We start from the raw sequence: 22479 nt of genomic DNA, 5'->3' as shown, positions 1-22479 counted from the left end.
GCACGATCGCGAGGCGTCCATCAGCCGCGGCGCAGCGCCTCGAGCACCTTCGCCCCGGGGCGGCCGGTGGCGGGCATGCCCAGACTGCGCTCGACCTCCTTGATGGCGTCCCGTGTCTTGGAGCCGACCTTGCCGTCCGGCTCGCCGACATCGTAACCGCGCTTGGTCAGGCGGACCTGGAGGTCGCGGCGCTCGGCGCGCGACAGCGGCGGATCGTCGGTGGGCCATTCGGCCTGGATGCCGCCGCGTCCGCGCAGGCGATCGGACAGCACCGCGATGGCGAGGCCGTAGGATTCGGCGGCGTTGTAGGAATAGAGCGCGTCGAAGTTCTTCGTCACCAGGAACGCCGGACCGTCGACGCCCGCGGGCAGCAGGATTCCGGCCGGGCCCTCGCCGGCGAGCGGCTTGCCGTCGATGCGGGTGACCCCGAGGGAGGCCCAATGGCCGATCGGCTTCTTGTTCTTGCGCCCGGCCGCCCCGGCGCTGAAGCCCCGCGGCACGCGGACCTCGTAGCCCCAGGGCTGGCCGTTGTTCCACTTGGCCACGCGCAGGAAGTTCGCCGTCGAGGCGACGGCGTCGGGCACCGAATCGACGAGGTCGCGTCGCCCGTCGCCGTCACCGTCGACGGCGAGGCGCTGGAAGGTGGTGGGCATGAACTGGGTCTGGCCGAAGGCGCCGGCCCAGGACCCGGTGAGGCGCGAGGGATCGATGTCGCCGCGCTCGATGATCTTCAAGGTGGCCATCAGCTCGCCCTTGAAGAAGTCGCGCCGGCGGTGGTTGGCGCAGATCAGGGTGGCGAAGGATTGCACCAGCGGCATCTTGCCGAGGTTCTTGCCGAAGTTGGATTCGACGCCCCACACCGCCGCGATGGTGAAGCGGTCGACGCCGTAGCGGGCCTCGGCATTGGCCAGCGCCTGGGCGTGCTGGCGCATCGCCGCCTTGCCGTCGTCGACCCGCTCCTCGTCCACCAGCGCCGCCATGTAGTCCCAGATCGGCGTCTTGAACTCCGGCTGGGCCTGGGCGAGCTCGAGGACCTTCGGATCGTGCGCGATGCCGGCGGTCGCAGCGCGAAACGTCTGGGCCGAGATGCCCTGCGCGGCGGCCTGCGATTGGAGGCCGGCGAGGCAATCCTGGAAATCGGCACGGGCCGCCGGCGCGGTGCCGGCGCCCGCGAGACAGAGGAGGGCGGTCAGTGTCGCGCGCGGCGTCATGGGGCTGTCTCCGGAGCGGATGCGGGTCTGCCCACCGTTAAGGCGTGCCCATGGTAAACGAACCGTGAGCACGACCGATCTCACGCCCAGCCGCGGGCGGCGATCGTTTCCTCGTAGGCATCGATGGCCGGGGCCCGCTTGAGCGTCAGCCCGATCTCGTCGAGGCCGTTGAGGAGGCTCTCCTTGCGGCCCGGGTCGATGTCGAAACGCAGGGTTCCGCCGTCCGGTCCCTTAATGGTCTGAGCCTCCAGATCCACAGACAGGGTGGCGTTGGCGCCGCGCTCGGCATCCTCGAACAGCTTTTCCAGGTCTTCGGGCGAGACCACGATCGCCAAGATGCCGTTCTTGGCGCAGTTGTTGAAGAAGATGTCGGCAAAGCTCGTGGAGATCACGCAGCGGATACCGAAGTCGGTCAACGCCCACGGCGCGTGCTCGCGGGACGAGCCGCAGCCGAAATTGTCGCCGACGACGAGGATCTTGGCGTTCCGGTAGGCCGGCTGGTTGAGGACGAAGTCGGGATTCTCGGAGCCGTCGTCGCGATAGCGCATCTCGGAGAACAGGCCCTTGCCGAGCCCGGTGCGCTTGATCGTCTTGAGATACTGCTTGGGGATGATCCGGTCGGTATCGACGTTGATGATCCGCATGGGTGCCGCGACACCCTCCAGCGTGGTAAACTTGTCCATCGGTCGCTCGCGCCATCGGAAGAGCCGTCCGGGCTCCCGGGTGCGGCGGGTTCTAAGCGGGTTCCGTAAAAGAGCCCAGGGGTTTTGCGATCCGACCCCGTGGCGGCGCTTTTATCGAAGTGCGGGAGACGGAGCCGGGCGGCAAGCGCAGGCGCCGTCTCGCCGTCGTCGTCGCCAAGCCCTATGGTCGGTGCCGCGCAGCCAAACGCAGGGGGATGCGATGACCGACAGCAGCAGCCAGTTCAAGAAGGCGCCCAAGCGCAAGAAGGAGAAGACGCGGGTCGTGTCCGTGTCGCCCGAGATGCGCCAGGCCTATGCCGACCTCATCAAGGAGCGGGAGGCCCGCGAGGATTACGCCAAACACCTGCCGGCCTCCGACCGCGGCCGGTGAGCCAAGGGCGTCCGAGAGCGGGCGCCACAAAAACGGCCGAATGACACCGGACTTGACGAGGGCGGCAACGACGGCGCCGCGACCATTCCGTCGTCCTTGCCGTGAGGAAGCCCCGCCCCGGTCACCCTGCCGTTCCGTCCTCGTCCGAGGATCCGAGTGGAGACCGAGAGAGGGATCGTCGCGTCCCGCGGGAGCGTCAGGAAAGCCAAGCGATGAGTCTGGACGAGGTCAAGCAGGACGAGCGGGTCCGCCAAGTCGTCGACATCGAGAGCGAGCGGAGGCCCGACCTGCAGCGTGACGCGCAGGTGGTGACCCCGATCGTCGATCGTCGGCTGCCGGCGCTGCTGCGCAGGGCACGCGACCGCCTCGACTGGTCGCGGATCCCGCGCCTGCCGGAGCCGTCGACCAAACCGGTCAACATCGGACGCTCGCTGCTCAAGCAGTTCGGGCTGTTCGTGCTCCTGCCCACCGCCATCATCGCGCTCTATCTCTTCGCGATCGCGTCCGACCAGTACGTCGCCGAGGCGCGCTTCGCCATTCGTGGCAACGTCGAGCCGATGGGTGACGTCGCGCTGGGCGAGTTCACGACCCTGATCAAGAAGCACAACAGCCAGGACAGCTTCATCGTCAAGGACTTCATCGGCAGCCAGAATTTGGTGGAACAGCTGGAGAAGTCGCTCTCCCTCTCGCAGCTGTACTCGCGGCCCGAGGCGGATTTCTGGGCCCGCTACTGGGGGTATTCGGCGATCGAATACCTGACCCGTTACTGGAACCGGCAGGTGGCGGCGCATATCGACGTGATCTCGGGCGTCATCACCCTGACGGTGCGCGCCTTCACGCCCCAGGACGCGCTCACCATCTCGAAGGCGGTGCTCACTCGCTCCGAGCAGCTGATCAACGACATCTCCCAGCGTGCCCAGGCCGACATGCTCAAGCAGGCCGAGATCGAGACCGGCAAGGTCCAGGCGCGGCTGCGCAAGGCCTACATCGGCCTCCAGGAGTTCAGGAACCGCTGGGGAATCATCGATCCGGTCAAGTCCGCCGAGGCGACGGCGACCACCCTGCTGTCCCTGCGCCGCGACAAGCTGAAGGCGGAATCCGACATTCAGGTCCTGCGCGGATCGAACCTCGACGAGAAATCGCGGAGCATCCAGACCCTGGCCGCGACCATCACCGCCATCGACCAGCAGATCCGCCAGCTGCAGGAACAGCTCACCACCGACGGCCTCACCGCCGGCGCATCCACCAACATGACCCAGGCCCTCCTGGAATACGAAGGGCTCATGGTCGAGCGCACCATCGCGGAAAAACTCAACGAATCGGCCAACTTCATCCTCGACAAGGCCCGGGTCGAGGCGAGCAAGCAGCACGTCTTCCTGGCGACCTTCGTGGAGCCGTCGCTGCCCGACGCCTCGCTCTATCCCCGCCGGCCCTACACGGTGATCGTCGCGTTCTTCTGCTTCCTGGTGGTGTGGTCGTCGTGCGCCCTCATCATCGGCGGCCTCAAGGACCAGCGCCTCTAGGGGTTTGGTCGAAGCCGAGACTCATGTGTCACCGCGGCATCGGAGCAGCCACCGCTCCGATCGCGACGCGAGGGGAGCCCACCGCCGGCCATGTCCGATTTCGCCGATCTCGTCGCCCGTGCGGTCAACCCGTCGATGTCGCGCGAGGAGCGCGACGACGTCTACCGCGTCGTCAAGCAAGCGCTCCTGCGCCTCCAGGAGCGGGAGGGGCTCGACCCGGCCGATCCGCGGACCGCGCTGCAACAGCACCTCGTCGAGGAAACCATCCGCGACGTGGAGGCCGACATCGGCAAGATTCTCTCGATGCAGAAGCTGGAGCGCGCCTTCGCGGCACAGAACGCGAGCAACGACGCGGGGCTCTGAGCCGCGACCTGCGGGTCGCCTCTCTCCCTGACGGCGTGGCGCGACCCCGGGGCGGGATCGGCGTCGCGTTTGCCGCAGACGGTCTCCAACCCGTGGGCGGAGTACGTGCCCTCAGCCGTAGGCTGCCATGCGCACTCCGCCCGGCTCGGCGACGGGAAGGCCGGCGTCGCCGTATTCGTTGAGCTTGTTGCGCAGGGTCCGGATCGAGATCCCGAGGATCTTGGCCGCATGGGTGCGGTTGCCCAGGCAATGGTCGAGGGTATCGAGGATGAGCTCGCATTCGACCTGCGCCACCGTGCGCCCGACGAGGCCGCGGGTGGCGGCCTCCGCCACCTGGGCGGCGCGTTCCACCGGACCGATCGGGGCCGCGGCGAGGGATTCCCCCTCCGGCGTGAGGATGGCGTCGGGTCCGATCTCGGACCCGCTGGCGAGCAGGACCGCCCGGTGCAGGGTGTTCTCGAGTTCGCGCACGTTGCCCCGCCACGGGTTCTCCCGGACGAGTCCTTGCGCCTCGCGGCTCAGGGGCCGCACCGGCAGGCCGTTCACCTCCGCGTACTTGCGGGCAAAATGGCCCGCGAGCTCGAGGATGTCGGCCGGGCGCTCGCGCAGCGGCGGCAGGCGCAGGTGCACGACGTTGAGCCGGTAGAACAGGTCCTCGCGAAAGGTGCCCTTCCTGACCTCGTCGAGGAGGTTGCGGTTCGAGGTGGCGAGCACCCGGATGTCGACCTTGACCGGGGCCGAGCCGCCGACGCGGTCGATCACCCGCTCCTGCAGGGCGCGCAGCAGCTTGGATTGCAGCCGCACGTCCATCTCCGAGATCTCGTCGAGGAGGAGGGTGCCGCCGTGGGCCTCCTCGAACCGGCCGATCCGGCGGGCGACGGCGCCGGTGAAGGCGCCCTTCTCGTGGCCGAACAGCTCGGATTCGAGCAGCGCCTCGGGGATCGCGGCGCAGTTGACCGACACGAAGGGGCGCGCGCGCCGGTTCGAGGTCTGGTGGACGTGGCGGGCCAGCACCTCCTTGCCGGTGCCGCTCTCGCCGGTGATGAGCACCGAGGCCTCCGAGCGGGCGACCTGCTCGGCGAGGCGCACCACCTTCTCCATCGAGGCGTCGCGCCAGACGAAGGCGCGGCCGTCCTCGGAGACGGCCTGCAGCACCGCCACGATCAGTTCGGGGTCGGGGGGGAGGGGGATGTACTCTTTGGCGCCGGCCTGGATCGCCGCCACCGCCGCCTTGGCGTCCGTGGCGACGCCGCAGGCGACGACCGGCGTGCGGATGCGCTCGTCGGCGAGTGCCGCCACGAGGTCGCGGATGCTCAAGGAGACGTCGATCATCACGAGGTCGGCGCCCTTGGCGCGCAGCACCGCCAGCCCCTGCTCGATGCCGTCGGCGTGAGTCACCGCCGCGCCCCGGTTCATGGCGATCTTGGAGGCGGTGACGAGCTCGCCGTTGAGCCGTCCGATGATCAGAAGCCGCATGGCGGTCTATCCTTGGTCGAGGGCCTGGAGCGGCCGTCTACGCGATGGTCGGAGCGTCGAGCGGTCAGTCGTCGCTCTTGATGATCTCGGTCATGGTGACGCCCAGGCGCTCCTCGACCAGCACGACCTCGCCGCGGGCGACGAGGCGGTTGTTCACGAAGATGTCGATGGCCTCGCCGACCTTGCGGTCGAGTTCGAGCACGGCGCCGGGCTGGAGCCGCAGGAGGTCGCCGATCGGCATCCGCGAGGACCCCAGCACCGCCGAGACCACCACGGGCACGTCGAAGACCTGCTCCAGGTCCGAAGCGCTCTTGGGCGTGGTGGGCGCGTCGCGGATCGACTCGGTGCCGAGACCGTCGAAGGAGGCGTCGCCGCCATTGAGCTGGGGCAGGCTGAAATCGTCGGCGGACATGGGGGCTCGCGGGTGTGTCAGAGGGGAGGGGAGGGGCTGGGCTGGCCGAGGGATTCGAGGACGGCGGCTTCGATGCGGGCGCGATCGCGCACCACGCCGCCGTCGGCCCATTCCATGCGGGCGTCGCCGGGTGCCATGTGCGGCTCGCCGAGGACGACGAGCCGGCCCTCGAAGCCGCGCTCGCGCGCGAGGCGCTTCACCAGGGCCTCGGCCTCGTCGAGCAGGCTGTCGTGGACCCGCACCACGAGGTGGGGAACGCCGCGCAGGTGCTGGAGCGCGGCGCGGGCCGCATCGGCGATCGCCTCGAGCGGCTGGGAATCGAGGGCGTCGCCGGCGATCTTGCGCGCCAGCGCCATGGCGAAGGCGATCGCCTCGGCCTCGCGCTCGGCGTCGCGGGCATCGGCTTGGCCGAGCAGCCCGGCGGCGGCGAGGCCGAGGCGGGTGAGGGCGTCGGCCATCCGCGCCTGCGCCTGCCGCTCGGCCTGGGCGCGCCCCTCCTGAACGCCGCGGGCATGGGCCTGCGCCACGGCCTGCGCCAGGGCGGCGGCCTCCTTCTCGGCGGCGGCGCCGCTGTCGGGCCGGCGGAAGTCGTTGTCGAACAGGAAGCGATGGGCGTTCAATAGACCAGCTCCTCTTCGCCGCTCGACTTGGCGATCATGATCTCGCCCTTCTCGGCCAGCTCCTTGGCGAGCTCGGTCATCTTGGCCTGCGCCTCGTCGACGTCCTTGAGGCGGATGGGACCGAGGGAGCCCATCTCGTCGGTGATGTTCTTGGCCGCGCGGGTGGACATGTTGCCGAGGAAGAAGCTGCGCACGCGCTCGTCGGCGCCCTTGAGGGCGCGGCAGAGGGTGTCGTTGTCGACCTTGCGCAGCAGCGTCTGGACGCTGCCCGGATCGAGCTTGAGCAGATCCTCGAAGGTGAACATGAGCTGGCGAATCTTCTTGGCCGCCCCCCGGTTCGCCTGGTCGAGGGCCGAGAGGAACCGTCCTTCGGTCTGGCGGTCGAAGGCGTTGAAGACGTCGGCCATGAGTTCGTGGGCGTCGCGCCGGGTGGTCTGGGCGATGGTGGAGACGAACTCCACCCGCAGCGTCTCCTCGATGTGGCGCAGCGCCTCCTTCTGCACCGTCTCCATCCGCAGCATGCGGTTGAGGACGTCGATGGCGAAGTCCTCCGGCAGGATGGTGAGCACCTTGGCGGCGTATTCCGCCCGGACCTTCGAGAGCACGACGGCCACGGTCTGGGGGTATTCGTTGCGCAGGAACGAGGCCAGGATCTCGGGATCGATCTGGGTGATGCTGCCCCAGACCCGCTTGGCGCTGGCGCCCTTGATCTCCGCCATGATCGAGGAGACCTGGTCCTGCGGGAAGATCTTGAGCAGGAGCGACTCGGTCCGCTCGAAGTTCGAAGTGATGCCGCCGCCCGAGGACAGCCGCGACACGAAGTCGACGATGAGCTTCTCCACCGTCTCGGCCTCGAGGGAGCCGAGCTGGACCATGGCGTGCGAGACCTTCTTGATCTCGTCCTCCTCCAGCATCTGCCAGATCGGCGCGCCTTCGGTGTCGCCGAGCAGCAGCAGGAGTGCCGCGGCGCGCTGGGCGCCGGGCATGTTGGCAAAGCCGTCGCCGCCGAGCTGGGCGAGTTCCTTGGCGACGTTCAAACCCGAGGCCATACCATCAACTCCAGGAACTCATGACGGACATCGTCGACAGAGTGGGCACCACCGCGTTCAATTCTCCTGAATCCAGTTGCGGATGACCTCGACGGTCTCGCCGGGGCTGGCACGCACCATGTCGACCACCCGCTGGACGGTCTCGGCCTGGACCTTGCCGTTGAGCTGGGCGAAATCGACGAGCTGCGCGGTCTTGTTCTCGCGCGAGACCATCGCTTCGCCCTCGGGGCCGGGAAGGCCGCCAGCGAGCACGAGGCGGGCCGGCAGGGGTTCCGGGGTCAGAACCCGGCGCACCAGCGGCCGCACCACGGCCAGGAGAACCACCAGGGTGAGCATGGCGAGCACGGCGAGCTCGACGATGCGCAGCACGTCTTCCTTCGTGGGGGAGAGGAACGACTGCACCAGGGAGGGCTCGATGAACTCGGGCGTGGCCGGCGTCTCGGCAAAGCGCAGGTTGACCACCTCGACCTGGTCGCCGCGGCCCTTGTCGAAGCCGATCGCCGACCGCACCAGGGCGGCGATGCGGTCCATCTCGGCTGCCGGCCGCGGCTGGTAGCTCGGCCTGCCGTCGGCACCGGGCACGTAGGCGCCGTCCACCACGACGGCCACCGAAAGGCGCTTGATGCGGCCGCCTTCCAGGAGCTCGGTCTTGGTGACGCGCGAGATCTCGTAGTTGGTGGTCTCCTCGTTCTTGTTGGAGGCGTCCCTGGGCCCCGGCACCGCGCCGGGCTTCTCGGCCCCGGGCAGCTCGTTGCCCACGGTGGTGGCGCCCTCGGCGGCGCTGGTCTGCGAGGTCTCGCTGCGGGTCTGGGTGGAGCGCACCACCCGGCTCTCGGGATCGAAGGTCTCCGAGCGGCTCTCGATGCGCTGGGTATCGAGCTGGGCGTTCACCTGGATGCGGGCGCGGCCCTGGCCGACGATGCCCGCCACGATCTCCTCGATCTGCGAGCGCAGGCGGCGCTCGATCCCGGTCTGCTTCTCCTCCATGCCGGCACCGGTCTCGGCCTCGGCGCCACGGGCGCCATCGGCCAGCAGGCGTCCGCGCTCGTCGACGATGGAGATGCGCTCGGGCTTGAGCCCCTCCACGGCGGAAGCCGCCAGGTGCCGGATCGCCCGCACCTGAGAGGCGTCGAGGTCGCCCATCAGCTTCAGGATGATCGACGCGCTCGGGGCTTCCCGGTCGCGCTCGAACAGGCGCCGCTCGGGCATGACGAGGTGGACGCGGGCGGCCTGGACCCGGCCGATGGCGCGGATCGAGCGCGACAGCTCCCCTTCGAGCGCGCGCAGATGGTTCACGTTCTGGACGAAGTTGGTGGACGAGAAGGCATCGCCCTTGTCGAAGATCTCGTAGCCGACGCCGGTGGCGCTCGGCAGGCCCTTGCCGGCGAGATCCATGCGCAGGCGCGGCAGGTCGGCGCGCGGGGCCATGATCGTCTGCCCGGCATCGCCCTTGGTCTCGTAGCGGATGCCGCGCGTGTCGAGGTCGCGGATGACGGCGCTGGAATCCTGCATCGAGAGGTCGGCGAACAGGACGCCCATGTCGGGCTTGGAGACCCGCAGGATCACGAAGGCGAAGAACCCGACCAGCGTCAGGGTGACGGCCGCCATGGCGGCGAGGCGCGCCGGCCCCAGCTTGGTCACCAGTTCGAGGACCGATTTCACGACGCGACCAACCCACCCGTCCGAGCCTGGCGGCTCACCCGCCCGGCTCGGCAAAATTTGCCCAGGCCGTGGTTAGCGTGTGGTTAACGAATGGCCGGATCGCGGCCGGGCGGCCGCGAAATCGGCCGATACGGTTGCCCGGCGGTTCGGCCGAACCCGAAAAGAGCGGACCTGCCGCAGGACGGCCCCTTGGTTGCCCGCAGGTCACGCTCCCCACGAGGCCGTTAGGCGCAGGCGAGGAGCGCCGGCCCGCATCCCGGATCTCGGCTCGGCGCCACCTCCCGCCGGGTCGCAGCAAAAAGGCCTCCGACCGTATGGTCGAAGGCCTCGGTAGGCGATGCGCCGTTCGACCCGCTCAGCGCTTGAGCGGGCCTGCCTCGATCACGTCCTCGAGGGTGCGCAGGCCGGCGCGCGGCGCGTTGACTAGGCAGGCCATGTTGCCCGGCGGGTGCTGGTTCTTCCACATCTTGGTGTGGGCGTGGGGAATCTTGTCCCACGGGAACACCTCGCTCATGCACGGGTCGATGCGCTGGTCGAGCACGAACTGGTTGGCCGCCGAGGCCTGCTTGAGGTGTGCGAAATGCGACCCCTGGATGCGCTTCTGGCGCATCCAGACGTAGCGGGCGTCGAACGTGATGTTGAAGCCGGTGGTGCCGGCGCAGAACACCACCATGCCACCGCGCTTCACCACGAGGGCCGAGACCGGGAAGGTCGCCTCGCCCGGGTGCTCGAACACGATGTCGACGTCGTTGCCCTTGCCGGTGATGTCCCAGATCGCCTTGCCGAACTTGCGCGCTTCCTTGGTCCAGGCGTGGAACTCGGGGCTGTTCACCTTGGGCAGCTGGCCCCAGCAGTCGAAGTCCTTGCGGTTGATGACGCCCTTGGCACCCAGGCTCATGACGTAGTCGCGCTTCGACTCGTCCGAGATCACCGCGATGGCGTTGGCTCCGCTGGCCGCGCAGAGCTGCACGCCGAACACGCCGAGGCCGCCGGAAGCGCCCCAGATGAGCACGTTCTGGCCAGGCCGGACGGTGTGGGGCGCGTGGCCGAACAGCATGCGGTAGGCGGTGGCGAGGGTGAGCGTGTAGCAGGCGCCTTCCTCCCAGGTCAGGTGCTGGGGCCGCTTCATGAGCTGGCGCGACTGCACCCGGCAGAACTGCGCGAAGGAGCCGTCCCCGGTCTCGTAGCCCCAGATCCGCTGCGAGGGCGAGAACATCGGGTCGCCGCCGTTGCACTCCTCGTCGTCGCCGTCGTCCTGGTTGCAGTGGATGATGACCTCGTCGCCGACCTTCCAGCGCTTGACCTTGGAGCCCACCGCCCAGACGATGCCCGAGGCGTCGGACCCCGCGATGTGGTACTCCGTCTTGTGGACGTCGAAGGGCGAGATCGGCTCGCCGAGGCCGGCCCAGACGCCGTTGTAGTTGATGCCCGCGGCCATGACGTAGACCAGCACCTCGTCGTCGCCGATGTCCCAGACCGGCAGGACCTCGACCTGGAACGACTCCTCCGGAGGCCCGTGGCGCTCGCGTCGGATCGCCCAGGCGTACATCTTGGCCGGCACGTGCCCGAGCGGCGGGATCTCGCCGAGCTCGTAGAGGTCCTTGACCTCGCCCTGTTTCACCTGCGCCCCTGCCGACATCCTGGCTCTCCCTGATTGTTCTCTGCCGCCCCTATATCGGCGAACCGTAGCCGCTCCAAGGCCCCCAAAACGCTCGGAAGCGGTCCCATCCCAGGTAAAACGCGGCCTCAGACGTCCCGAAGGGCCTGGTATGCAGTATTAATGGCGTTCCCCGCCTTGCAACGACCGATCGGTTTCAAATCGCTTCATGGTGGCGTGAACAATTTTTCAGATGCTCGCGCCGCGTCGCCTCCCCGGTTTCACCCACCGGCAGATGACGGGCGCCCGCGGCTTGGCTAGGGTGCCGCTCAGAAAGCGGCACGGGCCGCGCCGAACGACAAGAGACGGAGCCACGTGGAATGAGCGCGAACGCGACCATCGCCGAGGTCAAGCGCGACAAACCCTGGATCATCCGGACCTATGCCGGGCACTCCAACGCCAAGGAATCGAACGCGCTCTACCGGGGCAACCTCGCCAAGGGCCAGACCGGCCTCTCGGTGGCCTTCGACCTGCCGACCCAGACCGGCTACGACCCGGACCACGAACTCGCCCGCGGCGAAGTCGGCAAGGTCGGCGTCTCGATCGCGCACCTGGGCGACATGCGGACCCTGTTCGCCGACATCCCGCTCAGCCAGATGAACACCTCGATGACGATCAACGCCACGGCGCCGTGGCTGCTGTCGCTCTACCTCGCGGTGGCCGAGGAGCAGGGCGTGCCGCTCAGCGGGCTGCAGGGGACGACGCAGAACGACATCATCAAGGAATACCTGTCGCGCGGCACCTACGTATTCCCGCCGGCACCCTCCCTTCGGCTGACCAAGGACGTGATCCTGTTCACGACCAAGGAAGTGCCGAAGTGGAACCCGATGAACGTCTGCTCCTACCACCTGCAGGAGGCGGGGGCGACGCCGGTCCAGGAGCTGTCCTACGCGCTGGCCATCGCCATCGCGGTGCTCGACACCGTGCGCGACGACCCCGATTTCGACGAGGCGAGCTTCGCCGACGTGTTCAGCCGCATCTCGTTCTTCGTGAACGCGGGCATGCGGTTCGTCACCGAGATCTGCAAGATGCGGGCGTTCTCCGAACTCTGGGACGAGATCGCCCAGGGGCGCTACGGCATTACCGATCCGAAGAAGCGCATCTTTCGCTACGGCGTCCAGGTGAATTCGCTCGGCCTCACGGAGCAGCAGCCCGAGAACAACGTCCACCGCATCCTCATCGAGATGCTGGCCGTGACGCTCTCCAAGCGCGCCCGTGCGCGGGCCGTGCAGCTGCCGGCCTGGAACGAGGCCCTGGGCCTGCCGCGCCCGTGGGACCAGCAGTGGTCCATGCGCATGCAGCAGATCCTCGCCTTCGAGACCGACCTCCTCGAATACGACGACATCTTCGACGGCTCCAAGGTCATCGACGCCAAGGTCGAGGACCTCAAGGCGCAGACCCGCGCGGCGCTGGAGCAGATCGGCGGCATCGGCGGTGCCGTGGCGGCGGTGGAGACCGGGGCCCTCAAGCGGGCGCTGGTGGAATCCAACGCCAAGCGCATCTCGGCCATCGAGGCCGGCGACCAGATCGTGGTCGGCGTCAACAAGTTCCAGGCCGGCGAGCCCTCCCCCCTCACGGCCGGGGAGGGGGCGATCTTCACGGTCTCCGAGACCGTGGAGATGGAGGCCGAGCAGGGCATCCGCGCTTGGCGGGCCAAGCGCGACCAGAAGGCGGTGGACAAGGCCCTCGACGAGCTCGAGGCGGCGGCGCGCTCGGGTGCCAACATCATGCCGGTCTCCATCGCAGCCGCGAAGGCGGGGGTCACCACCGGCGAGTGGGGCGGGCGCCTGCGCGAGGTCTTCGGCGAGTACCGCGCACCCACCGGCGTCACGCTGGAGACGGTGTCGTCGGGCGCGGCCGAGGAGGCCAAGCTCCTCATCGCCGACCTCGGTGATCGGCTCGGCGAGCAGCCGCGGATGGTGGTGGGCAAGCCCGGGCTCGACGGCCATTCCAACGGCGCCGAGCAGATCGCGCTGCGCGCCCGCGACGTGGGCTTCGACGTGACCTACGACGGCATCCGCCAGACCCCGGCGGAGATCGTGGCCAAGGCGCGCGAGACCGGCGCCCATGTGGTCGGCCTGTCGATCCTGTCGGGCAGCCACGTGCCCCTGGTGCGCGACGTCAAGGCGAAGATGCGGGAGGCCGGCCTCGACCACGTGCCGCTGGTGGTGGGCGGCATCATCTCGCCCGACGACGAACTCGTGCTCAAGAACATGGGCGTGACCGCCGTCTACACGCCCAAGGACTACATCCTCGACACGATCATGATCGGCATCGCCAAGGTCGTCGGGCGCGCGCTGGACAAGCAGGCCGCCGAACGGGCGGACGCGGCGGCCGGCGTGGCGGGGTCCGCGCCGCGCGACGGCGCCGAGAAGGTGTTCTGAGGGCCGCCCGGCGCGACACGGCCTGCCTGTCCCGATGACCTTCGCGCCCCTCGTCGCCATTCCCCTTGCCGCCGGGTTGAGCGCCGGGCTCGTGATCGCCCTGCGTCCCCTCCTCGTTCGCTATGCCCTGGCCCGGCCGAACGCGCGCTCGAGCCACAGTGTGCCGACGCCCCAGGGCGGCGGCATCGCGGTGGTCGTCGCGGCCATCGCGGCGACGGGTCTCCTGGTCGCCGGGCAGGCCGACGACCTGGCGGTCATCGAGGTCGTCGTCCTCGGCCTCGCCGCCACCGCCCTCGCCATCGTCGGCGCCGTGGACGACATCCGGCCGCTGCCGGCCTCTTTGCGGCTCGTCCTACAGGGCCTCGTGGTCGCCGGGCTGGTCGCCGCGGTGGGCGGACGGCTCCTGCCCGCGATCCCGCTGCCGCTCGAGCGGGGGCTCGCCGTCCTCGCCGGGCTCTGGTTCGTGAACCTTACCAACTTCATGGACGGGGTCGACTGGATGACGGTGGCCGAGATGGTGCCGCTGTGCGCGGCGCTCGCCCTCCTCGGCCTGGCCGGCGGCCTCGATCCGCTTCCGGTGCTCGTGGCGGCGTCCCTACTCGGGGCGCTCCTGGGCTTCGCGCCCTTCAACCGCCCGGTGGCGCGGCTCTTCCTCGGCGATGTCGGCTCGCTGCCGATCGGACTCGCCGTCGCCTGGCTGCTCTACCGCCTCGCCCTTGATGGCGGCCTCGCCTCAGCGATCCTCCTGCCGCTCTATTATCTGGCGGATGCGACGATCACCCTGGTCCGCAGGGCGGCCCGCGGCGAACGGGTGTGGGAGGCGCACCGCAGCCACTACTACCAGCTTGCCACCGTCAACGGCCTGTCGGTGATGGGCGTGGTGACCCGGGTCTTCTTGCTGAACCTCGGGCTCGCGGCCCTGGCCGGGCTCACCTTGCTTTGGCCGTCCTGGCCCGTCACGCTCGGCGCATTGGCGCTCGGAGCGGGCGCGGTCGCCTGGGTGCTGCGCGGCTTCTCGCATCCCCGCCCCAAGATGGGATGAGGACCGAACGCGTGGGCGGACCGCTGATCGCGCTGACCGGCGCCACAGGCTTCATCGGGCGCCATCTCCTGCGCAGCCTGTCCGCCCGCGGCTTTCGCGTGCGCGTGCTGCTGCGCCGGCCGGTGTCGGTGCCGGACGGGGCGAGCGGTGCCGTCGTCGGCGACCTCACCCGGCCGATGAACATGGCCGCGGCCCTCGCCGGCGTCGATGCCGTCGTCCATTCCGCCGGGCTGGCGCATGCGATGTCGGGCGCGCCGGAAGACGACTATCGCGCTTCCAACACCGAGGCGACGCGCCGGCTCGGGGAGGCCGCGGCGCGGGCGCGGGTGCGTCGGTTCGTGTTCCTGTCCTCGATCCGGGCCCAGACCGGGTGGAGCGCGCCGGGCGTCGTGCGCGACACCGACGAACCGGCTCCCACCGACGCCTACGGCCGGTCCAAACGCGATGCCGAGGTGGCGCTGTCGCGACTCGACATCGACTGGGTCGCCCTGCGCCCGGTGCTGGTCTACGGCGCCGGCATGAAGGGCAACATGGCATCGCTCATGGCACTGGCGCGCTCGCCCTATCCGCTGCCGCTCGCCAGCCTCGGGGGACGTCGCTCCCTCGTCTCGCTGGAGAGCCTGTCCGACGCGGTGATGACGGCCCTGGACGCGCCGGCTCCCCTGCGCCGATCCCTCGTCGTGGCCGAGCCCGATCCGCTGACGCTGCCCGAGATGATCGCGGCGTTCCGTGAGGGGCTCGGCCGCCGGGCCGGCCTGCTGCCGTGCCCGCCGGCGCTGCTGGAACTCGCCTGCCGCCTCGGCGGGCGCAGCGAGGCCTTCGCCCGGGTCGCCTCCGACCTGGTGGCGGATTCGGCCGGCTTGTCGGCCCTCGGCTGGGTTCCGCGCACGACGAGTCGCGCCGGTCTCGCCGCTTTGGCGCGTTCGACCGCCGAGGCGGACGGCCCGTCCACATAATCGAGACCTCCGAGCCTCCTCGATCAGCCCTGGAGGGCGAGGCTCCCGGTCACGGACGCGGCGGCGTCATGGGAGGGAGCCGGCACGTCGACGCTCGCCGACGCTGCCACGCGGTGACGGAAATCCGGGATCGCCTCCTCGAACACCGCCTCGGCCGCCGCCCTGTCGCCCGCCGTCACCGCCGCCTGAAGACGGACGATCCAGCCGTCGAGGATCCTACGGTCGGCGAAGATCGGCTTGGCCGCCATCACGCCGTCGATCCCGTCGAGGCTGACGCGGGGTTCCTCGCGGGCGAACAGGATCTCGTTGAGGCGCTCGCCGGGCCTTGCGCCGGTGACCGCGATCTCGATGTCCTCGCCGGGCTCGAAGCCGGCGAGCCGGATCATGCGCTCGGCGAGATCGCGGATGCGCACCGGCTGGCCCATCTTGAGGACGTAGACCGCCGCGCGCTGGTCGGTGGCGGCATCGGGGGCAGCCCGTCCCTCGCGGTCGGCGTGGGAGGCGGCGGTGAGGACGAGGTCTGCGGCCTCGCGCACCGTCATGAAGTAGCGCACCATGTCGGGGTGGGTCACGGTGACGGGACCGCCGCGGGCGATCTGCGCCTTGAACACCGGCACCACCGAGCCGACAGAGCCCAGTACGTTGCCGAAGCGCACCGCGATCAGCCGGGTCGGGCAGCGCGCGCCGCCGGCCGCCTGCTCGGCGTCGTGGGCCTGCGCCACCATCTCGGCGAGGCGCTTGGTGACGCCGAGCTGCGACACCGGCTCGATCGCCTTGTCGGTGGAGATCATCACCATGGCCCGGGCGCCCGTGGCCAGGGTCGCCTCGGCGACGTTGATCGAGCCGAAGACGTTGGTCTTGATGCCCTCGGTCCAGTCGCGCTCCAGATAGGGCACCTGCTTGAGCGCGGCCGCGTGGAACACGTAGTCGGGCCGGAACGCCGCGAAGACCTCGCGCAGGCGCGTGCCGTCGCGGATGTCGGCGAGCGCGCCGCTGACTTCGGCCTGCGCATCCTGGAGCGCCGGCTGGTTGAGGACGCCGTGGAGCGCGGGCTCGGAACTCTCCACCACCAGGACGGCGCTGGCTCCGAAGGCCACCGCGCGCGCGCAGATCTCGGCGCCGATCGACCCGCCGCCGCCGGTGACGATCACCCGCGACCCGTGCAGGAAGCGCTCGAGCCGCGGCCGGTCGATCGACACGGTCGGGCGCAGCAGCAGGTCCTCGATCTCGAGGGGCGCGAGTTCGGTGTCGCGCATCCCGTCGCCCAGGCTCGTCGCCCGCGACAGCGGCAGGCCGAGGCGGCGGGCACGGGCAATGAGGTCGTCGGGCTCGGATTCCGGCGCCAGGGCGCTCGGGGTCGCCACGAGGCGCCGCACCGGCGTGCCCCGCTCGGCCAGCCCCGCGATGACCGCTTCGAGGTCGGAAAAGCCACCGAGCACGGGCACGCCGCGCATGGTCTGGCCGGCTTCGTCGGCGCGGGGCGACAGGATGCCCTTGGGGGCGAGGCGGCGGATCGATCCCGCTTCGATCGCCCTCAGCACGATCTCGATGTCCGACCCGCGGCCGAGCAGGAGTGTCGGCGTCGAGGCGTTGCGGGCCTGGGTCTGGCGCGAGCGGGCGTATTTGACGTAGCGGAACGCCAGCCGCATGCCGCCGAGCAGGAACACCTGCAGCACCCAGTACAGCCCAATGGCGATCTTTCCGAAGAAATAGAACCCGTACATCGTCGAGGAGACGAGCACGTAGTCGAGCACCAGCAGCGTCAGGGCCAGGACGCTGGCGGCCCGCACGATGCCGGCGAGATCGGGCAGCGAGGCGAAGCGCCACTTGGTGCGGTAGAGCCTGAACCGGGCGTAGACGAAGCCGGCGAACAGCACGAACGGCGGCAGCAGGAGCGGAAGCGCGTGCAATCGCTCGGCGAGGAGGGCGCCGTCGAACCGGAACACGAAGGTGAGGATCACGGCCAGCGCGGTCGCCACGAGATCGTGGGCGACCATCACCGCCAGTTTGTATGTGCGCTGCTGCATGGCCCGCCCGGCCGGCGGTATCGGCGCGGGCCCGCGCGATGTCAACGCGGGCGCGCCGCCGCCTGCGCCTACTCGGCCTCCCGCTGCGGCTTGCCGGCCAGCGCCACGTAGAAGCCGAGCCCGTCGCCCGCCGGCAGCGGGTGGAGACGGTCGACGAAGCCCTTGCGCTTGGCCTCCAGCAGCATCCGCCCGACGGGTTGGAACAGGGTCTCGCCGCCGCCCTCCGGGGGAGGCGCGAGGCGGATCGCCACGGTCTTGCCGCGCGAAAAGCGGCTGCGCTCGATCATCTCCTTGAGCGAAGCTTCGGCGGTGGGCCTGTTGGTCTCGCGAAGGTCGAGAACCGATTCGGCGTCGGTGACGCCGAGGGAGCCGCGCAGCTTGTCGGCGTTGACGTCTTCGAAATGGGGCAAGGCGGGTCCTGGGTCGGGCGTTCGGGGCGGCGGGTCAGAACACGATGCCGGTGTACACGTCCCGCACCGCGACCGCACCGCCGAGTTCGGGCAGGTCGATCGCGGCGTCGAGGCCGAGCACCCTCCGGTCCCACTCCCCGGGACCGCTGCGCCGGAACACCTCGATGCGGGCCTCGTCCTGATAGACGATCAGGATGTGCCGGAGCGTCTCCACCGTCTGGTAGAAATCGACCTTGCGGCCGCGATCGGTCGACAGCGTCGAGGGCGAGAGGACTTCGGCCACGAGCAGCGGATCGGGCGCATAGCCGTCGGGGAGCAGCGGCCCGCATCGCACCACCACGTCGGGGATCGGCGCGAAATCGTCCATCGCCTCGCTGAGGATGGCGAGGCCGGGCAGGGCGCGGCAGCCCTTGTCTCGCGCCACTGGTGAGAGAGCCACGATTAGATTGGCGACGATTCCCTGATGCCGTTCGCGCGGGGGCGACATCAAGATCGGCACGCCGTCGAGCAGTTCCCAACGCTCCCAGTCGGGCTTGGCCTCGACCCAGGTGCGGAACTCGGCGACGGTCATATGGGTGTAGCGTCGCGCCGCGACGGCCATGGCACGCCCTCCCGATGGAAGCGGCGATGGTAGCACCCCGCCGGAGCGCCGCAACACCGCAGCCGCCTCGTCAGAACGTCACGCGCGCGTAGATGTCGCCGACGGCCAGCGAACCGCCGAGTTCGGGCAGCTCGATCACCCCGCCGAGACCGAGGCCATTCATGCTCCAACCGTCGCCGCGACTCCAGAGTTCGACCCTGGGCTGGTCCTGGTAGACGATCAGAAAGGTGCGCAGGCTCTGCACGGAGCGATGGAAACCGGTGTTGCGGCCGAGATCGTCGGTCATGGTCGACGGGGACAGTACCTCGGCCACGAGGACCGGATCATGGGTGTAACCGTCCGGCGGCAGCGGCCCGCAGATGACCACGACGTCGGGGATCGGCGCGACATCGTCCATCGCCGCGCTGAGGACGCCGAGGCCGGGCAACGCATTGCGACCGCGCCGCTCGGCAAGGCGATCGAGATGCCGGCCCAACTTCATGACGATGCGCTGATGTCGCGCGTTCGGCGGCGACATCAGCTCGGGCTCTCCGTCCAGCAACTCCCAACGCTCGTCGTCCGGGCGGTCCGCGACCCAGGTCCGATACTCGGCGGCACTCATCCCGGTTTCACGCCGAACCGCGACTGCCATGGCTGATCCTCCGTTCGGAGGATCACCGTAGCAGCCGCCAGGCCGTCCGCCACGGTGCGAACGGCCGAGGTACCGGTCAGCCGTGAACGAGCACGTTGCGGAACTGCCAGGGGTCGCTCTCGTCGATGTCCTCCGGGAACAGGCCGGGGCGGCCGGTGAGCGGGGTCCAGTCGGTGTACACGCCCACGACCGGGCCGAGATACGGCATCTGGACTTCGAGGCAGCGGCGGAAGTCCATCTCGTCGGCCTCGACGATGCCCGCCTCCGGGTTTTCCAGCGCCCAGACCATGCCCGCGAGCACGGCGGAGGTCACCTGAAGGCCGGTGGCATTCTGGTAGGGCGCGATGCGGCGCGTCTCCTCGATGGAGAGCTGCGAGCCGAACCAGTAGGCGTTCTTGGCGTGGCCGTAGAGCAGCACGCCGAGCTCGTCGATGCCGTCGACGATCTCTGTCTCGTCGAGGATGTGGTGCTTCTCCTGCACGGCGGCGGCCTTGCCGAACATCTCGTGCAGCGACAGCACGGCGTCGTCGGCCGGATGATAGGCATAGTGACAGGTCGGGCGGTAGGCGGCGCGGCTCCCCTCCATCACCGTGTAGTAGTCGGAGATCGAGACCGCCTCGTTGTGGGTCACGAGGAAGCCGAACTGCGCCTGGGCGGTGGGGGTCCACGAGCGCACGCGGGTGTCGGCGCCGGGCTGCAGCAGGTAGATGGCGCAGCGCGAGCCCTTCTCCTGGTCGCGGGCGTTGTCGGGGCGCCAGGTCTCGTGGGTGCCCCAGCCGAGCTCGGCCGGCTGGTTGCCCTCGGAGACGAAGCCCTCCACCGACCAGGTGTTCACGAACACACCCCGGGGCTTGGGGGTCTTGGCGCGCTGGGTGTCGCGCTCGGCGATGTGGATGCCCTTGACGCCGACCTCGCGCATGAGCTTGCCCCATTCGGCGCGGGTCTTGGGCTCGGGCGCCGAAAGGCCGAGGTCGGCCGCCACGTTGAGGAGGCCCTGCTTGACGAACCAGGACACCATGCCGGGGTTGGCCCCGCAGCAGGAAACGGCCGTGGTGCCGCCGGGCGCGGCGGCCCGGGCGGCGAGGATGTCCTCGCGCAGGGCGTAGTTGGTGCGGTCGCCCTGGCTCTTCGACTTGTCGAAGTAGAAGCCCGGCCAGGGCTCGGCGACGGTGTCGATGTAGAGGCAGCCGAGCTCGCGGCACAGTTCCATGATGGCGCGGGACGAGGTGTCGACCGAGACGTTGACGCAGAAGCCCTGGCCACCGCCCTCGGTGAGGAGCGGGGTGAGGACGTCGCGATAGTTCTCGCGGGTCAGCGCCACCTGCTCGAAGCGCAGGCCGTGCCGGTCCGCCAGGGCCTTGTGGGCGTCGGAGGGCTCGATGACGGTGAAGCGGGCCTTGTCGTACTCGAAGTGGCGCTCGATCAGCGGGAGCGTGCCGCGGCCGATCGAACCGAAGCCGATCATCACGATGGGGCCGCTGATGCGCCCGTGCACGGGCCAGGAGGAGGGGGAGTCGGTCATGGCGCGGACGATCCTTCTGGTTCGCTCTGGAATCGGGAGTGTCCCGATTCCGGAGTTTGCCGGCTTACCCGGCGGGAATGACGAATGAGCGACGGGTTCAGTGGAGGCGCAGGCCGGAGCGGTCAACAGCGGCGGCGTCGATCGCGCCGGAATCGCGGCCGGCGCATGAGGCCCCTGCATGGCCGTCCCGGCGTAACGGCCGGTTGCGGCGACGACGGGCGAGGGCCGATATTGCACTGCAACAAAGCGGGTTCCACCACCCCCCGCTTCAGGAGCCGACCATGCTGGTTTTCCTCGCCACAACCCTGCCGCAGCCGGCCGAGGACGTCCTCGACCGCGATCCGGGCATCCTCACCCTCGCCGCCGCCCTGGTGAACGCCTGGCAGCGCCGCCTCGGCCGCCACCGGGACAACGCGGCCTGAACCGGGTCCGCGCATGGCCTTGGCGGTTCGCCGTTCGGGACCTGCGACAAATCGAGATCCGCGCCGGCCGAGGCGTTGGCCAGCCCGCACGAACCTGCTTAACCATCCCGTATGATGGATGTGTCCCGAGCCCCCCGCGTGCTCCCGCCTTCGTGGCGGGCGACGATCCTCGCCGCCGTCCTGCTGCTCGCTGCGGGCCCGCTCGCGGCACGCGCGCAATGGCAGGGCCACGGCGGGCCGGTGCGGGCCCTGGCGGTGGCGCCCGACGGCGGGCTCGCCATCTCCGGCAGCTTCGACCACTCGGCGATCCTCTGGGCGATCGAGCCCGGTGCGGCCTTACGGGTGCTGCGCGTCCACGAGGGCGCGGTCAACGCCGCGGTCGCGGCGGGCGGCGGGCGTTTCCTCACCGGCGGCGAGGACGGTCGCATCGCCCTGTGGCAAGTCGGATCGCCCGAGCCGGTCACGGTCTTCACCGACCACCAGGGTCCGGTGGCCGGCCTCGCCCTGTCGCCCGACGGGAGCCTCCTCGCCTCCGCCTCCTGGGACGGCACCGCCCGGATCCGCTCGACCGGCGGCGGCGCGGTGCGGACGCTGGCGGGCCACACCGGCCCGGTCAACGCGGTGGCCTTCCTCGGCGACGGCCGCCTGGTCTCGGCGGGCTACGACGGCACCCTGCGGATCTGGCCGGTGGAGGGCGAGGCGCCGCCCGCGGTGATCACCCTGGGCACGCCGCTCAACACCGTGGCCGTGGCCGCGGACGGTGAGATCGTGACGGCGGGTGCAGACAGCGTCGTGCGAGTCCTATCGGCCGAGGGGCAGGTCAGGGCCAGCGCCGAACTGGCCCCGAACCCCGTCATCGCCCTGGCGCTCTCCCCCGACGGGACGCGGATCGCCGCCGCCACGGTGGCGGGCACCGTGGCGATGATCGCGCGGGCGGAGGCAAAGGTGCTGTTCAACCTCGTCGGACCCGGCCTGCCGGTGTGGTCGCTGGCCTTCCGGCCGGACGGGGCCGAACTGCTCACCGGCGGCGGCGACCGGCTGGTGCGGCGCTGGAACGCCGCCACGGGCGAGCCCATCGGCGCCCTCGCGATGGCCCGCCCGGCCGATGCGCTCGCGGCCTACAAGGGCGAGCGCGGCGCCGAGGTGTTTCGCGCCTGCGTCGCCTGCCACACCCTATCGCCCGACGAGGGCCCGCGCGCCGGCCCGACCCTGAGCGGCATCTTCGGTCGCCGCATCGCCAGCGCGCCGGGCTACCGGTTCTCCGAACCGCTCAAGCACCTCGATATCGTCTGGGATGCGCGCACCATCGCCGAACTCTTCGAGGTCGGTCCCTCGCGCTACACCCCGGGCACCAAGATGCCCGAGCAGACGATCCGCGACCGGGACGACCGCGAGGCGCTGGTGCGCTTCCTCGAGAAGGCGACCCGGGCGAACTGA

At 70.0% G+C, this 22479-nt stretch carries 21 protein-coding genes; 8 read left to right on the top strand and 13 right to left on the bottom strand.

Features of this window, described 5'->3' with window-relative positions; all coding sequences use genetic code 11:
* Positions 1 to 20 precede the first annotated feature (20 nt).
* Positions 21 to 1211 (bottom strand): lytic murein transglycosylase, encoded by a 1191-nt coding sequence (locus ASG59_RS00515; RefSeq protein ID WP_056284976.1) that lies wholly within the window; start codon positions 1209 to 1211, stop codon positions 21 to 23.
* Between the two features lie 80 nt (positions 1212 to 1291).
* Positions 1292 to 1894 (bottom strand): 3-isopropylmalate dehydratase small subunit, encoded by a 603-nt coding sequence (leuD, locus tag ASG59_RS00510; RefSeq protein ID WP_055883764.1) that lies wholly within the window; start codon positions 1892 to 1894, stop codon positions 1292 to 1294.
* 220 nt (positions 1895 to 2114) lie between these two features.
* On the opposite strand from leuD, the gene ASG59_RS20850 reads away from it, so the two are divergent.
* The 3 genes from ASG59_RS20850 to ASG59_RS00500 all read left to right on the top strand — a co-directional run bounded on the left by ASG59_RS20850 (position 2115) and on the right by ASG59_RS00500 (position 4171).
* Entirely contained in the window at positions 2115 to 2285 is a 171-nt protein-coding gene (locus ASG59_RS20850) for a hypothetical protein (protein WP_165700238.1), read from the top strand.
* 212 nt (positions 2286 to 2497) lie between these two features.
* The gene (locus ASG59_RS00505; RefSeq protein ID WP_055883760.1) at positions 2498 to 3808 is read left to right on the top strand and encodes a hypothetical protein; all 1311 of its coding nucleotides are present in this window, start codon (positions 2498 to 2500) and stop codon (positions 3806 to 3808) included.
* Between the two features lie 90 nt (positions 3809 to 3898).
* Positions 3899 to 4171 (top strand): hypothetical protein, encoded by a 273-nt coding sequence (locus tag ASG59_RS00500; RefSeq protein WP_056406377.1) that lies wholly within the window; start codon positions 3899 to 3901, stop codon positions 4169 to 4171.
* A 111-nt stretch (positions 4172 to 4282) separates the two neighbouring features.
* Here ASG59_RS00500 and ASG59_RS00495 read toward each other — a convergent pair whose 3' ends face one another.
* The 6 genes from ASG59_RS00495 to ccrA all read right to left on the bottom strand — a co-directional run bounded on the left by ASG59_RS00495 (position 4283) and on the right by ccrA (position 11029).
* Positions 4283 to 5647 carry a sigma-54 dependent transcriptional regulator gene (locus ASG59_RS00495; protein ID WP_056406375.1) on the bottom strand — a complete coding sequence of 455 codons (1365 nt, stop codon included), beginning with the start codon at positions 5645 to 5647 and terminating at the stop codon, positions 4283 to 4285.
* A 64-nt stretch (positions 5648 to 5711) separates the two neighbouring features.
* Complete coding sequence (gene fliN / locus ASG59_RS00490; protein ID WP_055883750.1) at positions 5712 to 6059, bottom strand: flagellar motor switch protein FliN; 348 nt, start codon at positions 6057 to 6059, stop codon at positions 5712 to 5714.
* 17 nt (positions 6060 to 6076) lie between these two features.
* Positions 6077 to 6679 (bottom strand): FliH/SctL family protein, encoded by a 603-nt coding sequence (locus tag ASG59_RS00485; RefSeq protein WP_056406372.1) that lies wholly within the window; start codon positions 6677 to 6679, stop codon positions 6077 to 6079.
* Positions 6676 to 7728, bottom strand: coding sequence for a flagellar motor switch protein FliG (fliG, locus tag ASG59_RS00480; protein ID WP_055883739.1), 1053 nt, complete (start codon positions 7726 to 7728; stop codon positions 6676 to 6678). Before fliG ends, ASG59_RS00485 begins: the two co-directional genes overlap by 4 nt.
* Before the next feature lie 57 nt (positions 7729 to 7785).
* Positions 7786 to 9390 carry a flagellar basal-body MS-ring/collar protein FliF gene (gene fliF, locus ASG59_RS00475; protein WP_055883736.1) on the bottom strand — a complete coding sequence of 535 codons (1605 nt, stop codon included), beginning with the start codon at positions 9388 to 9390 and terminating at the stop codon, positions 7786 to 7788.
* A gap of 355 nt (positions 9391 to 9745) precedes the next feature.
* Entirely contained in the window at positions 9746 to 11029 is a 1284-nt protein-coding gene (gene ccrA / locus ASG59_RS00470; protein ID WP_055883733.1) for a crotonyl-CoA carboxylase/reductase, read from the bottom strand.
* A 338-nt stretch (positions 11030 to 11367) separates the two neighbouring features.
* Here ccrA and ASG59_RS00465 point away from each other — a divergent pair, with 338 nt between their 5' ends.
* From ASG59_RS00465 to ASG59_RS00455, 3 genes are read left to right on the top strand one after another with little or no spacing between them, the layout of a single operon-like run.
* Positions 11368 to 13431: a methylmalonyl-CoA mutase family protein gene (locus ASG59_RS00465; protein ID WP_056406371.1), complete on the top strand. Its 2064-nt coding sequence runs from the start codon at positions 11368 to 11370 to the stop codon at positions 13429 to 13431.
* A gap of 34 nt (positions 13432 to 13465) precedes the next feature.
* Positions 13466 to 14473, top strand: a complete 1008-nt coding sequence (locus ASG59_RS00460; protein ID WP_056406369.1) for a glycosyl transferase — start codon at positions 13466 to 13468, stop codon at positions 14471 to 14473.
* 11 nt (positions 14474 to 14484) lie between these two features.
* On the top strand, positions 14485 to 15429 hold the full coding sequence (locus ASG59_RS00455; RefSeq protein WP_055884654.1) for an NAD-dependent epimerase/dehydratase family protein: 945 nt from the start codon (positions 14485 to 14487) through the stop codon (positions 15427 to 15429).
* 23 nt (positions 15430 to 15452) lie between these two features.
* Here the strand turns inward: ASG59_RS00455 and ASG59_RS00450 are convergent, their stop codons facing one another.
* The 5 genes from ASG59_RS00450 to ASG59_RS00430 form a co-directional block, all read right to left on the bottom strand.
* Entirely contained in the window at positions 15453 to 17456 is a 2004-nt protein-coding gene (locus ASG59_RS00450) for a nucleoside-diphosphate sugar epimerase/dehydratase (protein WP_056406367.1), read from the bottom strand.
* A 68-nt stretch (positions 17457 to 17524) separates the two neighbouring features.
* Complete coding sequence (locus ASG59_RS00445; protein WP_055883722.1) at positions 17525 to 17866, bottom strand: hypothetical protein; 342 nt, start codon at positions 17864 to 17866, stop codon at positions 17525 to 17527.
* 34 nt (positions 17867 to 17900) lie between these two features.
* Positions 17901 to 18467 carry a Uma2 family endonuclease gene (locus ASG59_RS00440; protein WP_056406365.1) on the bottom strand — a complete coding sequence of 189 codons (567 nt, stop codon included), beginning with the start codon at positions 18465 to 18467 and terminating at the stop codon, positions 17901 to 17903.
* A 70-nt stretch (positions 18468 to 18537) separates the two neighbouring features.
* A complete protein-coding gene (locus tag ASG59_RS00435; RefSeq protein ID WP_056406362.1) occupies positions 18538 to 19098 on the bottom strand; it encodes a Uma2 family endonuclease in 561 nt (186 codons plus the stop codon).
* A 76-nt stretch (positions 19099 to 19174) separates the two neighbouring features.
* Positions 19175 to 20620, bottom strand: coding sequence for a saccharopine dehydrogenase NADP-binding domain-containing protein (locus ASG59_RS00430; protein ID WP_056285001.1), 1446 nt, complete (start codon positions 20618 to 20620; stop codon positions 19175 to 19177).
* 281 nt (positions 20621 to 20901) lie between these two features.
* Between ASG59_RS00430 and ASG59_RS20845 the strand changes: the two genes are divergently transcribed.
* On the top strand, positions 20902 to 21042 hold the full coding sequence (locus ASG59_RS20845) for a hypothetical protein (protein WP_165700239.1): 141 nt from the start codon (positions 20902 to 20904) through the stop codon (positions 21040 to 21042).
* Positions 21043 to 21180: 138 nt separating this feature from the next.
* Complete coding sequence (locus tag ASG59_RS00425; protein WP_244475582.1) at positions 21181 to 22479, top strand: c-type cytochrome; 1299 nt, start codon at positions 21181 to 21183, stop codon at positions 22477 to 22479.

It is taken from the genome of Methylobacterium sp. Leaf466 (assembly GCF_001425565.1).
Taxonomy (GTDB): Bacteria; Pseudomonadota; Alphaproteobacteria; order Rhizobiales; family Beijerinckiaceae; genus Methylobacterium.
The sequence above is the reverse complement of the archived record's forward strand: the minus strand, read 5'-3'. Positions and strand labels throughout refer to the sequence as shown.